Origin of the sequence: Nocardiopsis alborubida, from assembly GCF_012396365.1 — a bacterium.
In the GTDB taxonomy this organism is placed as follows: Bacteria; Actinomycetota; Actinomycetes; order Streptosporangiales; family Streptosporangiaceae; genus Nocardiopsis; species Nocardiopsis alborubida.
Window position 1 is genome coordinate 25,962 of the sequence record NZ_JAAXPG010000006.1, and the last position, 12,849, is coordinate 38,810.

Genomic DNA, 12,849 nt, shown 5'->3' on the forward strand with positions numbered 1-12,849 from the left:
GTGGAGTCACCTTGACGACGGACCCGCCGTGCCAGGGAGCGGGAGAACGCAACGGAGCCGTCGTCGGCACTCTCGGAAGTTGGAAAAGCATGTCCCCCCACGCGCGTTTCCTCTCTGCGGCCGCCGTCGCGGCCGTCGCGCTCGCCTCCTCCGCCTGCTCCTCCCAGAGCGGGTCCGAGGAGGAGTTCCAGGAACTCCTGGTGGAGAGCGGCCTGCCCGGTGACGAACTCAGGATCACCGCGCCGGACACCGAAGGGTTCTGGTGGGCCACCTACGAGGCCACGGAGGACTGCCAGTTGCAGTTCAAGTGGAACGGCACCGACCCGGTGCTGGTCTACGGGGCCCAGACGGACGGCTACCTGGAGCTGGCCCCGGACGAGACCTACGTGGAGTCCTTCGGCCAGGGCAGGGTCCAGCAGGCCTGCCAAGGGGAGTTCTGACCGCCTCCGGCCCCGGGCGCGCCGCCCGGGGCCGGGCCCGTCAGCCGCGGTGGGCGTCTCCTCGCCAACGCGGTGCCGGAGTGCACGCCACCAGGTGGTGAATCAGGTTCCGGACTTGGGGTCGATACGACAGGTTCTCTGCCCTGTCACGCGGGCGATCGTCTCGAAGTCGTTGTCGCAGTGCAACAGTGTGAGCCCGCGGAGTTCAGAACAGGCGGCCACCAAGAGGTCCACGGGGCCAGCGCTGCGGTGCTCGCCTCGTGAGGTGAGGATGCGTTGAACCTCCCACGCCCGTCGATAGTCCCTGTCATCCAGGTCGACAGGAAGGAGCATCCTGTTGAGCAGGGACACAACGCGATCTCGGTGACTGACGGACCGCGCACTGTACAGGAACTCCAGTTCGGTCACGGGACAGACCGCGACCACTCCGTTCGTGATCGCGTCGTCCCACTCCGGAGAGCCTGTCTGCTCGTAGACACGGGCGAGGGCACTCGTGTCCACGAGGTAGCGGGCTGGACTCACCGGCGATAGTTCCTCTTGTCGGCGAGGACCTCCAGGTCCACTCCACCCTCGGCCACGAGCTCGCGCATCTCGGAGAGCGCCGCGGAGCGGTCGAGTCTCTTCACGGCGTCCCGGAGGGCTGTGTTCACCGTGTCTTTCTTGGTCTTCGTTCCGTACAGCTCGGCGGCTCTGGTGAGTGCCTCGTCATCGACATCGATGAGAACCTTGGTCACGGCAGCCTCCGTATATATCGAAATGAGAACAGTATATCTTTCTTGTGCGGCCGTGCCCTGGATTCCGGGAACCCGGGCAGGCGACACCGGCCCCGGGGCGGCTGCGCGTGTGCGTGACCTGGCCAAGTACGTACCCGGTCGACGGCCCCGCGGCGGGTCCTCCTAACGTGAGTGCGTTCCCGAGGGCATGACCCCTCCCGACACGCACACCACGGAGCCCGCCATGAGCGACCTGTTCGATCCCGTCCGGATCGGCCGCCTGCACCTGCCCAACCGCCTGTTCATGGCCCCGATGACGCGTGCGCGCTCCCGCGGGGGCGCGCCGGGCGACCTCGCCGTCGAGTACTACGCCCAGCGCGCCTCGGCCGGGCTGATCATCACCGAGGGCATCCAGCCCAGCGTCCGCGGCCAGGGCTACACCGACACCCCGGGGCTGCACAGCGACGAGCAGGTCCGGGCATGGAGGCGCGTCACCGACGCCGTGCACGAGCGCGGCGGGCACATCTTCGCCCAGCTCATGCACGCGGGCCGGGTCGGCCACCCCAGCCTCTACCCCGACGGCGGCCTGCCCCTCGGCCCCTCTCCCATCGCCTCGGGCGCGTCCATGTACGACGGCGGGCAGAAGCTCGCGCACCCCGTGCCGAGGGAGATGACCGCCGCCGACATCGACCAGACCCTCGCGGACCACGCCGCGGCCGCGCGCAACGCGATCGCCGCCGGTTTCGACGGGGTGGAGCTGCACGGCGGCAACAGCTACCTCATCGAGCAGTTCCTCTCCGACGGCAGCAACCGGCGCACCGACGGGTACGGCGGCAGCGCCGCCAACCGCGCCCGCTTCGCCCTGGAGGCCGTGGACGCGGTCACCGAAGCCGTCGGCGCCGACCGCACCGGCCTGCGCATCTCCCCGGCCAGCACCCTCAACGGCATCAGCCAGAGCGACCCCCTGGAGCAGTACCTCGCGCTCCTCGACGGGCTGCGCGGCCGTCCCGGGCTGGCCTACCTGCACCTGACGGAGTCGGCCTCGGCCGAGTACACCGAGGCGCTGCGCAAGGAGTGGCCGGGGATCTTCGTCCTCAACCCCGCCTCCGGCACCGACACCGGACCCGCCACCGCGGCCCTGGCCGAGGAGCGGGCTGACGCCGTGGCGATGGCCTCGGCCTGGATCGCCAACCCCGACCTGCCGGCCAGGATCAGGGCCGGCGGTCCCGTCGCCGTCCCGGACCGGGCCACCTACTACGGCGGCGACCACCGCGGCTACACCGACTACCCGGCCCTGGACGCCTGAGCCCGACCGCCGACGAGCCGGGTCGCCGGAGCGGTGGCGCACCCGGGCGGAGGCGCCACCGCTCCGGCGGGGACCGGGAACGCGAAATCCCGTCGACGGGACCGGCCCGGCCGCCGGTGCGCGGTGACCGCGCTACCGGTGGCGGCCTCGGGTGTTGGCCGCACCCTGGGCCCCGTCGACGGGATCTGGAACAACCCCCCTAGCACTGAAGGGTTCACCGAAAATGTTACAGACCCCCCGCCGGTCTCTTGAAATCGAGGTACCGGTAGTGGGGCGGATTCCGCCGTGCGCGCCCTCCGTGAGGCGGACCTCCAGGTCATGTGAGGCGCGTCCCAGCATGCGGACACCGGGTACCAGTTCCGGCGGGCCGTCTGCTAGCGTGAAGAACGTTATGCTGCGCGAGCTGCTTCTCCTTAGCGGCCGCGGCGGGGGTCGTTAAAAGGTCGGCTCCCTCGCCGCGGGACTTCGGCTTGTCCTGGTCGACCATGACCAAGCGCCAGATCCACCCGAGGAGCCACCGAGATGGTGCCGCAGCAAAAGCCCAGCCCCATGCCCTTCCACCGCTACAAGCCCTTCGCGCCGGTGGACCTGCCCGACCGCACCTGGCCCTCGAAGAGCATCACCGAGGCTCCGCGCTGGCTGTCCACGGACCTGCGCGACGGCAACCAGGCGCTGATCGAGCCGATGGACCCCGCCCGCAAGCGCGAGATGTTCGAGCTGCTGGTGCGGATGGGCTACAAGGAGATCGAGGTCGGCTTCCCCTCCGCCAGCCAGACCGACTTCGACTTCGTCCGGTCCCTGATCGAGGGGGACGCGATCCCCGACGACGTGCAGATCTCGGTGCTGACCCAGGCCCGTGAGGACCTCATCGAGCGCACCGTGCAGAGCCTGGTCGGGGCCAGGCGCGCCACCGTGCACCTGTACAACGCCACCGCGCCCACCTTCCGCCGCGTCGTCTTCCGCGTGGACCGCGAGGCCTGCAAGGACATCGCCGTCCAGGGCACCCGGCACGTCATGCGCTTCGCCGAGCAGTACCTGGGCGAGACCGAGTACTTCGGCTACGAGTACTCGCCGGAGATCTTCGTCGACACCGAGCTGGACTTCGCCCTGGAGGTCTGCGAGGCCGTCATGGACGTCTGGCAGCCCGGACCGGGCCGCGAGATCATCCTCAACCTGCCCGCGACCGTCGAGCGCTCCACGCCCAACGTCTACGCCGACCAGATCGAGTGGATGAGCCGCAGTCTGTCCCGGCGCGAGCACGTGGTCGTCTCGGTGCACCCGCACAACGACCGCGGCACCGGCGTGGCCTCGGCCGAGCTGGCCGTCATGGCCGGGGCCGACCGCGTCGAGGGCTGCCTGTTCGGGCACGGTGAGCGCACCGGCAACGTCTGCCTGGTCACCCTGGGCATGAACCTGTTCAGCCAGGGAGTGGACCCCGGGATCGACTTCTCCGACATCGACGAGATCCGCCGCACCGTCGAGCACTGCACCCAGCTGCCGGTCGCCCCGCGCCACCCCTACGGCGGCGACCTGGTCTACACCGCCTTCTCCGGCTCCCACCAGGACGCCATCAAGAAGGGCTTCACCGCCCAGCAGGAGGCCGCCGACGCCGCCGGGGCCCCGGTGGAGGAGTACGTCTGGGACGTGCCCTACCTGCCGATCGACCCCAAGGACGTGGGCCGCAACTACGAGGCCGTCATCCGGGTCAACAGCCAGTCCGGCAAGGGCGGCGTCTCCTACATCATGCAGCGCGACCACTCGCTGGACCTGCCGCGCCGCCTCCAGATCGAGTTCTCCCAGGTGATCCAGAAGTTCACCGACGCCGAGGGCGGCGAGTTCGCCGCCGGGCGCATCTGGGAGATCTTCTCCCGGACCTACCTGGCCGAGGGCGGCCCGGTCGCGGTGCTGGCGCACCGTTCCACCACCGACAGCGACGGCACCTACCGGATCGAGGCCGACGCCCGGGTCGACGGCGAGATCCGCGAGCTGACCGGCACCGGCAACGGTCCCATCTCCGCGTTCTGCGACGCCCTGACCGACGTCGACGTCAAGGTCCGCGTCATGGACTACGTGGAGCACTCCATGGGCGGGGACGGCGACGCCCGCGCCGCCGCCTACGTGGAGGCCGAGATCGACGGCCGCGTGGTGTGGGGCGTGGGCATCCACAGCAGCATCACCACGGCCTCGCTCAAGGCGCTGTGCAGCGCCATCGCGCGCGTCTGACGCGTACACACCCCGCCCACGGGCGGGCATCCGGGGCCCGCGACCGGCAGGTCGCGGCCCCGGCCCGTCTCCCGGCCCCTCAGAGCAGGCCGAAGGGCCCGGGGTCGGGCAGGCCCAGGGCGGTGCACGACTCCCGGTGCGCGCCGGTCAGCTCGCCCAGCGCGAGCGGCCTGCGCGAGGTCGCGGCCATGTCCCCGCGCGCCTCGGCCGTCCAGGGCAGGGGGTGCAGCGACAACCCCTGCGCCAGGTCCAGCGCCTCGGCCTCCTCGCGCCAGCCCGGCCAGCGCAGGGCGCGGTAGAAGTCCTCCAGACGGCCCTCCAGCAGCCACAGAATCCAGCCGGAGTAGGCCGTCTCCAGCGGCTCCCACTCCAGGGAGTCGGGCGCGAAGTAGACCATCTCCCCGGGCCTGCCGGGGTGGTCCCCGCCCTCCGCCGCGGGCCCGTTGAGGGCGAACACCCCGCCCAGCACGTCGTGGGCGACCACCAGCCGCGGCGGCGGGCCGTACACCACCGCGGCGCTCAGGTCGTTGACCTCGCCCAGTCCGGGCAGCTCCGCCCCGCCGCCGCCGTGCACGCGCAGCCACCCGCCGTCCAGGAGCAGGCCGCCGGACTCCAGCGCCATCGCGCCCAGGAAGGACCGTGCGGTCACCTGGAGGCGGTGCAGGCACGTGCGGCCGCGCTCGGGGTCCACGGGCAGGGCGCGTACCGAGGCCGCGCCCCGCTCCATGCGTTCGGACAGCAGTGGCCAGGCGGGTTCGTCCACCTCGACCAGTTCACTCAGCTCGCGCACAGGGCCACCTCCCGTCGGGCCGCGAGGGGTCGCGACGGCGGTCCACACTACCGGTCGGCGCCGACGCGTTCGCGGAGGCCTTCGGGGGCGGGGCCGCGGGGCGGCGGTACGCGCGGGCGCGGCCCGCGCACGGAAGGGACGGAAGGGACGGAGCGGATAAAAGCCGTGGCGGCGGTGGTCGGGGGAGTGCCACGATGCCGTGCATGGTGTACGGCGAGATCATCCAGAGAACCCTGCGCGTCCCCGAGCCCTCCGGCGCGCCCGGAGACGGCTGCGCCGCGACCCGGCGGCTCGACGCCGCCCTGCTGTCCGTGGGCTTCACGCTCACCGGCGGGCTGCGCGCCCGCCTCGAAGGGCTCGCCCCCGAGGCCGTGCTGCGCGAGGCCGGGCTCCTCCTGGACGCGGTCCGGCGGCTCGTCGGCGCCGCAGCCGAGCGCAACGTCTACTTCCGCGACTTCCCCGACAACGTTCCCGACACCGTCGAGTTCTGGGCGGAATGCCTGGCCAAGGCGATCGGCGATCCGGCCGGCCCGGTCCACCTGGCGCTCCCGGAGGGGCGGGTCAACCTGCTCGACCTGCCCTCCTACGGCCGCTACCAGCACGCCTACGCCGCGCTCGCCGCCGCCCGCGACGCGTTCGTCCCCGGGGCCAAGGACCGGCTCACCCCGCTCCACCTGGGCGCGTCCCTGGCCGAGGAGACCCGCGCGCTGTACGCGGACCTGGCGGGCAGCCCGGTCCCGCTCGGCGAGGGCGACCTGGCGCTCCTGGCCGTGCTCGCCGACGAGTGCGCCGACGGGGAACCGCCGCGGGTCATCCCCGTGCGGGAGAACCGCGCCGTGGTCAACGCCGCCCGCGTGCGGGCGGGCCACGCCCCGCGCGCGGACACCGCCACCGACGTGCTGCGCCTGGCCCAGGCCCTCTCGGACGGCGACCCCACCCTGGCGCGGCCCGCCCGCCCGCGCTCCTTCCGCCGCCGTGAGCGGCGCGCGCTGCTCGCCGCCCTGGACGCGGTGATCGCCGACAACCCCGGCAAGCTCGCCGACGTGGGCCGCCACACCGAAGCCTGGAAGCGGCTGGGGGAGGGGCTGCACCCGCACGAGTACCCGGCGTGGGAGCACGCCCGCGAGGTGTTCGCGGTGGCGCGCGGCGACCGCCGCGTGCGCACCTTCGACGCCCGCGTGGAGGCGGCCTTCCTGGACGGCGACGTGACCGCCGCCGTGGACCTGCTGGCCACCGCGCCGGGCATGCTGGTGCGCGCCCTGGACCGGATCCTGGCGGTGGGCGGCGCCGGTACCGGGGAGCCGCTGGCCGCGCGCCTGCGCGAGGTCGGCGACCGCGTCTCCGGCCGGGTGCTGGTCTCCGCGCGCGAACAGCTCGCCAACCGGGACGCCCCCGGCCTGGTGCGCCTGTTCGCCAACCAGTCCGCGCGCGGGCACACGGCACCCGACACCCGTCCGCCGCTGCCCCGAGCCGGCACCGCCGCCGTGCTGGAGGCCCTGGACGGCCTGATCGCCCGGCGCCTGCCGCTCCACGACCTGCTCCTGGTGGATCCGGCCGTGCTCTCGGTGGCCGTGCCGCGTTCGGGCAGGGGCGCCGCGAAGGGCATGGGCGTGCTGCCGCGCGGCAGCCGGACCGAGGTGGAGGGGGACAGGCTGCGGTTCTTCGTGCACTGGACGCAGACGGAGACCCGGGAGACCGACCTGGACCTGTCGGTGGAGCTGCTCGACCAGGACTTCGCCCCGGTCGGCCAGGTGTCCTGGACCAACCTCGGGCAGGGCGCGACCGTCCACTCCGGCGACCTGGTGGCGGCGCCCGCGCCGGGCGGCGCCACCGAGATGATCGACCTGGACCTGTCCGCTCTGGACGAGCGGGTGCGGCACGTGGTGCCGCAGGTGCTCGTCTACGAGGGCGACCGGTTCACCTTCCTGCCGGAGGCCTTCTTCGGCTACATGACCAGGGACGGCGAACAGGGCGGCATGCCCTTCGAGCCGCGGACCGTGCGCGTGCGCTCGGACCTGGAGGGCGAGTCCCGGGTGCTGGTCCCGCTGGTGTTCAGCCGGGGGAGCGGCGGCCGGTGGAACGCGTGCTGGACGCACCTGTTCCTGCGGGGGCGCCAGCACTTCAACCGGGTCGAGGAGACGGGGGCGTCCGCCCGGCTGATGGCCCGCGCCGTGGTGGAGCGCCGCTACCTCACCGTCCGGCACCTGGTGGACCTGATGGCGGGCGCGGGCGCCGAGGTGCGGGAGTACCGGGAGCCGCCCACCGCCGAGGAGGTCGCCGGGCGCCAGGTGGCCTACCTGGGGCTGGAGCGCCCGGAGGGGCTGCCCGAGGGGGTCGGGGTGACCGCGCTGGCGGACCTGCCCTCCCTGCTGCCCGACCCCGAGGCGGTGAGTCCGTAGAACCGACTCCGGGCGGCACCTGCCGGGGCCTCCTTCTCCCGGGCGCACCGTGAGCGGACGGTACCACCGCACCGCCGGTGCCCGGCTCCGGCGCTCTCCGCCCGGAAAACCGCGTGACGCCCGGGGAAGGGCACGCTAGCCTCGTCCCCGGGCGGCACAGCGGAGGCTTCCTTCTCGGGGTTCGAATCCCCTTTCACACGGTACGCAGTCTCCGCGCTCTCCGCCCGGTACGGTGAGGCACCTTCCGGGGGCTTCCTTCTCCTCGCCGCGAGGCACCCTTTTTCCCATCGAGTCCCCGGGCTCCCCCCACCGGCGAGGCACAGCGGCGGCTTCCTTCTCCACCAGAGCCCAGCCGCCGCGCTCTCCTCGCACGCGTCGGGCCGCCCTCCCCCCTGGGGAGAGCGGCCCGACGCGCGTTGCGGGACTACTCCCAGCCGAACATCTGGGTCCAGGCGTTGCCGGACTCGCCGACGCCGATCGCGACCAGGTCGCAGTTGAGGATGTTCCTGCGGTGCCCGTCGCTGTTCATCCAGGCGTCCATCACCTGCTGGGGGCTGGTCTGCCCCTTGGCGACGTTCTCCGCGCCCCAGGCGTCGTAGCCGTGGCGGTCGGCCCGGTCCCCGGGGCCCTCGCCCTCAGGGCTCTGGTGGCTCATGTAGTCGCGCCGGTCCATGTCCTCGCTGTGCTCCTGGGCGGCGGCGGCCAGCCGCGAGTCCACCCGCAGCGGACCGCACCCGGCGTCCGCGCGCTGGGCGTTGACCAGGGTCACGACCTGCTCGGAGACCCCACTGGAGGGGGCGTCGGAACCGCTGTCGCCGTCGCCACCGCCGCTGCCTCCGCCACCGTCACCGCTCCCGGAGCCTCCGCCGCCGTCACCGCCGCCGGAACCTCCGCCGCCGGACTCCGATCCGCCGCCGTCACCGCCCCCGGTGTCCTCGCCGTCCTCGGGCACGGAGGAGGCCTGCGCGCTCTGCGGCCCGCCGCCCTCCCCGGAGGGCGCGGGCTCCCGCTCCGGCGTCGCGGTGGGCGAGGCGAAGAAGTCGGCGTCCTCGGAGGCCTCGGGCACGAGCGAGTCGTCGGTGACCGCGGTGCCGAGCCCTCCCTCCCGCGCCTGGCCGTCCGCCGTGTTCTGGAAGGGGTCGAGGCCGGACCCCGCGCCGGTGAACAGCAGCGCGCCCGCCACGACCAGGCCGACGGGGACCGCGGCCATGGGCACCGCGAGCGGTATCGAGCGCAGTCCGCGCCCGGTACGGCGGTGTCGGTCGGCGCTCTTCCTGCGCCTGCCTCGGCGACCACGCGCCATGGGGCCCTCCTCGGGAAGTGGGACGTCGGGGCACGGGCGCGACAGGGTGCCGCTCGCGCGGGGTCCGCGCTGCGGGCGGCCCTCGCTCGTGCCCCGCGGGTCTCGGGTGAACCCGTGTCGGGGAGCGCGCGGGATGCGCGCGGCTGCTCCGGGAGAGTGCCGCGGGGGAAGGGCGGCGGGCCCGACGCGGAGCGCCTAGCGCGTGAGAGTAGAGCAAATGTCGCAAAAAGGGAAACCAAACTGTAATAAAGCTGGTCATGGAGGGGTTTCGTGCTGCACCGTCCGCGTGGACGGTCCGCGGCATCCGCGACAATGGGGAGGTGAGTCTCTACCGCGACGAGGGTGTCGTCCTGCGCAACCAGAAGCTGGGCGAGGCCGACCGCATCATCACCCTCCTGACCCGGCGCACCGGCCTGGTCCGCGCCGTCGGCAAGGGGGTGCGCCGCACCAAGTCCCGTTTCGGCGCCCGCCTGGAGCCGTGCACCCACGTCGACCTCCAGCTGCACGCGGGCCGCACGCTGGACGTGATCACCCAGGCCGAGACCGTGCGCGCCTACGGCGAGGCGGTGGTGTCCGACTACTCCCGCTACACCGCCGCCACCGCGATGCTGGAGACCGCGGAGAAGGTCGTCGCGGTCGAGAAGGACCCGGCGCTGCGCCAGTTCCTCCTGCTCATCGGCGCACTGCGTACCCTGGGTGAGGGAAGCCACGACTCCCGGCTGGTCCTGGACGCCTACCTGCTGCGCTCGCTCGCCGTCGCCGGGTACGCGCCCTCGCTGGCCGAGTGCGCCCGCTGCGGCAGCCGGGGGGAGCACCGCGCGTTCGCGGTCCACGCCGGAGGTATGGTCTGCACGGTGTGCCGTCCCCACGGCTCCGTGCACCCGTCCCCGGACACGCTCCGGCTGATGTCGGCCCTGCTCGGAGGGGACTGGGAGAGCGCGGACGCCAGCGAGGACAGGCAGCGCTCCGAGTGCAGCGGGCTGGTCGCGGCCTACCTACAGTGGCACCTGGAAAACGGAATCCGATCACTGCGCCATGTGGAGCGTTCTTGAGTCTGTTCAGCTTCGACACCGGTAAACGGCGGGAGTACACCGCGCCCGTCCCGCACCCCAGCGGCGCGCGTCCCCCCGAGCTCCCCGCCCAGCTGGTGCCCCGGCACGTGGCCGTGGTCATGGACGGCAACGGCCGCTGGGCCAAGGAGCGCGGCCTGGCGCGCACCGAGGGTCACAAGGCCGGTGAGTCCTCGCTCTTCGACGTGATCGAGGGCGCCCTGGAGATGGGCGTGGCCAACCTGTCCGCCTACGCCTTCTCCACCGAGAACTGGAAGCGCTCGCCCGACGAGGTGCGCTTCCTCATGGGCTTCAACCGCGACACCATCCGCAGGCGCCGCGACGAGATGCACGCGCGCGGGGTCCGCATCAGGTGGGCCGGGCGCGCGGGTCGGCTGTGGAAGAGCGTCATCCGCGAGCTCCAGGACGCGGAGGAGATGACCAAGGACAACACCGCGCTCACCCTCCAGTTCTGCGTGAACTACGGCGGCCAGGCCGAGATCGTCGACGCCGCGCGCGAGCTGGCCCGCAGGGCGGCGGCGGGACTGATCTCCCCGGACAAGATCACCGAGGACACCCTCGCACAGCACCTCTACGCCCCCGACGTGCCGCCCGTGGACCTGTTCGTGCGCTCCTCCGGCGAGCAGCGCACGTCCAACTTCCTCCTCTGGCAGTCCGCCTACGCCGAGTTCGTCTTCCTGGACACGCTCTGGCCCGACTTCGACCGCCGCGACCTGTGGCGGGCCTGTGAGATCTACGCGAGCCGGGACCGCCGCTACGGCGGTGCCGTGCCCAACCCCGTGTCGGAGGAGAAGAAGTGATGGCAGGTTCGGACGGTCCGCTGCTCAGGCCGGGCATGTCGCTCGTCTCGGTGGGTGACAGCTTCACCGAGGGCGTGGGCGACCCCTACCCGGAGCCGGGCGCGGGCTTCCGCGGCTGGGCCGACCGGCTGGCCGAGCACCTGGCGGACGACCTGGGCGAGGTCCTGTACGCGAACCTGGCGGTGCGCGGCAAGCTCATGCGCCAGATCGTCACCGACCAGATCCCGCCCGCCCTGGCGATGGCCCCGGACCTGGTCACCCTGAGCGCGGGCGGCAACGACCTGCTGCGCCCTGGCGGGGACCCCGAGCGGATGGCCAGGATCCTGGACCACACGGTGGGCCGCCTGCGCGCCGCGGGGAGCCAGGTCGTGCTCTTCACCGGCGTCAACGTCACCACGGGCTACATGCGCGGCACCATCGGCCTGTTCGCGCGCTACTACATGCACGTGCGCGCCGTCGCCGACAAGCACGGCTGCCTCCTGGTGGACCAGTGGCCGATGGAGGTGCTCACCGACTCCCGCGCCTGGGACGATGACCGGCTGCACATGTCCCCCGAGGGGCACCGCCGCCTGGCGCTGCGCGTGGCCGAGGTGCTGGGCGTACCGGTGGCGGAGCGCTGGGACGATCCGTGGCCGGACAGCGAACCGGTCGGCTGGGCCCGTGCGCGCAGGGAGGACCTGACCTGGGTCAGGGAGTCGCTCGGCCCGTGGATCGGCCGCCGTCTGACGGGGCGCTCCTCCGGCGACACGGTCACCGCCAAGCGCCCGGAGCTGACCCGGATCACCAAGGACCGCTGACCGTCGCTCCGGTGTGAGGTGGCTCCCAAAACGCCGGAAACGATCAACCTACTGTCGCGTAACCCTGGCGCGGAGTTGGATGATCGGGCATTATGAGCGGTTTTGGGACGAACTTGGTGCACCGGGACATCCTGTCCTACGTCGCCCTCGGTGACAGCTTCACCGAGGGCATGAGCGACCCCTATCCGGACGGCGGCGGCGCGCCCGACGGCCGCTACCGGGGGTGGGCCGACCGCCTGGCCGAGCACCTCGCCGACCACGTCGCGGAGGTGCGCTACGCCAACCTCGCGGTGCGCGGCAAGCTCATCGGCCAGGTCGCCGAGGAGCAGGTCCCCCGGGCGGTGGAGCTCTCGCCGGACCTGATCACGCTGTGCGCGGGCGGCAACGACATCATCCGCCCCGGCAGCGACCCCGACGCCGTGGCCGTGGCCTTCGCCGCGGCGGTGGAGGAGCTCAGCCGGACCGGCGCGCGCATCGTGGTCTTCACCGGGTTCGACACCAACTGGCAGCCGGTGATGCGCCACATGCGCGGCCGGATCGCCACGTACAACATGCACCTGCGGGCCATCGCGGACCGCTACGGCTGCGACGTGGTGGACGTGTGGAGCATGCGGGTCCTGGACGACGCCCGCGCCTGGAGCTGGGACCGCCTGCACCTGTCCCCGGAGGGCCACCGCCGTATGGCGCTGCGCGTGGCCGAGGTGCTCGGGGTGCCCGTCGAAGGCGACTGGAAGCAGCCGTGGCCGCCCGCCGACCCGCGTGACTGGCGCTCCGCCCGCCAGGAGGACCTGCACTGGGCGCGCGAGTTCCTGGTGCCGTGGATCGGCCGCCGCCTCACCGGGCGCTCCTCGGGAGACAACGTCAGTCCCAAGCGTCCCAGCCTGGACCCGCTGCGCCGGGACTGACGCCGTACCGGGGCGGCGCGCCGCGCCGCCCCGGTACGGCGAACCGGTCGCCGTGTCCTCGGTCATCACGGAGCGGACCGACCGGCCGTGACCGCGGCTCCGC

12 protein-coding genes are annotated in these 12,849 nt (G+C 72.8%); 8 read left to right on the forward strand and 4 right to left on the reverse strand.

Annotated elements, in window-relative coordinates:
* Window positions 1–89: 89 nt before the first annotated feature.
* Window positions 90–440 (forward strand): hypothetical protein, encoded by a 351-nt coding sequence (locus tag HGB44_RS07810; RefSeq protein ID WP_061078325.1) that lies wholly within the window; start codon window positions 90–92, stop codon window positions 438–440.
* Window positions 441–542: 102 nt separating this feature from the next.
* Here the strand turns inward: HGB44_RS07810 and HGB44_RS07815 are convergent, their stop codons facing one another.
* Together HGB44_RS07815 and HGB44_RS32685 are read right to left on the reverse strand one after the other, a co-directional pair.
* Entirely contained in the window at window positions 543–962 is a 420-nt protein-coding gene (locus HGB44_RS07815; RefSeq protein ID WP_061078326.1) for a PIN domain nuclease, read from the reverse strand.
* The gene (locus tag HGB44_RS32685; protein ID WP_061078327.1) at window positions 959–1,174 is read right to left on the reverse strand and encodes a type II toxin-antitoxin system VapB family antitoxin; all 216 of its coding nucleotides are present in this window, start codon (window positions 1,172–1,174) and stop codon (window positions 959–961) included. The genes HGB44_RS07815 and HGB44_RS32685 overlap by 4 nt, the downstream gene beginning before the upstream one ends.
* A 223-nt stretch (window positions 1,175–1,397) precedes the next feature.
* On the opposite strand from HGB44_RS32685, the gene HGB44_RS07825 reads away from it, so the two are divergent.
* Both HGB44_RS07825 and leuA read left to right on the forward strand, forming a co-directional pair.
* Window positions 1,398–2,459, forward strand: a complete 1,062-nt coding sequence (locus HGB44_RS07825) for an alkene reductase (RefSeq protein WP_061078328.1) — start codon at window positions 1,398–1,400, stop codon at window positions 2,457–2,459.
* Between the two features lie 522 nt (window positions 2,460–2,981).
* Entirely contained in the window at window positions 2,982–4,682 is a 1,701-nt protein-coding gene (gene leuA / locus HGB44_RS07830) for a 2-isopropylmalate synthase (protein ID WP_061078329.1), read from the forward strand.
* A 79-nt stretch (window positions 4,683–4,761) separates the two neighbouring features.
* Here the strand turns inward: leuA and HGB44_RS07835 are convergent, their stop codons facing one another.
* Window positions 4,762–5,472 carry a DUF2625 family protein gene (locus tag HGB44_RS07835; protein ID WP_061078330.1) on the reverse strand — a complete coding sequence of 237 codons (711 nt, stop codon included), beginning with the start codon at window positions 5,470–5,472 and terminating at the stop codon, window positions 4,762–4,764.
* Window positions 5,473–5,666: 194 nt separating this feature from the next.
* On the opposite strand from HGB44_RS07835, the gene HGB44_RS07840 reads away from it, so the two are divergent.
* Window positions 5,667–7,871, forward strand: coding sequence for a TerD family protein (locus HGB44_RS07840; RefSeq protein ID WP_061078331.1), 2,205 nt, complete (start codon window positions 5,667–5,669; stop codon window positions 7,869–7,871).
* 424 nt (window positions 7,872–8,295) lie between these two features.
* Here HGB44_RS07840 and HGB44_RS07845 read toward each other — a convergent pair whose 3' ends face one another.
* On the reverse strand, window positions 8,296–9,174 hold the full coding sequence (locus HGB44_RS07845; RefSeq protein ID WP_061078332.1) for a CAP domain-containing protein: 879 nt from the start codon (window positions 9,172–9,174) through the stop codon (window positions 8,296–8,298).
* A gap of 320 nt (window positions 9,175–9,494) precedes the next feature.
* Here HGB44_RS07845 and recO point away from each other — a divergent pair, with 320 nt between their 5' ends.
* From recO to HGB44_RS07865, 4 genes are all read left to right on the forward strand, one after another.
* Window positions 9,495–10,226, forward strand: coding sequence for a DNA repair protein RecO (gene recO / locus HGB44_RS07850; protein WP_061078333.1), 732 nt, complete (start codon window positions 9,495–9,497; stop codon window positions 10,224–10,226).
* On the forward strand, window positions 10,223–11,044 hold the full coding sequence (locus HGB44_RS07855) for an isoprenyl transferase (RefSeq protein ID WP_061078334.1): 822 nt from the start codon (window positions 10,223–10,225) through the stop codon (window positions 11,042–11,044). The genes recO and HGB44_RS07855 overlap by 4 nt, the downstream gene beginning before the upstream one ends.
* Window positions 11,044–11,841 (forward strand): SGNH/GDSL hydrolase family protein, encoded by a 798-nt coding sequence (locus HGB44_RS07860; RefSeq protein WP_061078335.1) that lies wholly within the window; start codon window positions 11,044–11,046, stop codon window positions 11,839–11,841. Before HGB44_RS07855 ends, HGB44_RS07860 begins: the two co-directional genes overlap by 1 nt.
* Before the next feature lie 92 nt (window positions 11,842–11,933).
* Complete coding sequence (locus HGB44_RS07865; RefSeq protein ID WP_210751323.1) at window positions 11,934–12,746, forward strand: SGNH/GDSL hydrolase family protein; 813 nt, start codon at window positions 11,934–11,936, stop codon at window positions 12,744–12,746.
* The last annotated feature ends 103 nt before the right edge of the window (window positions 12,747–12,849 follow it).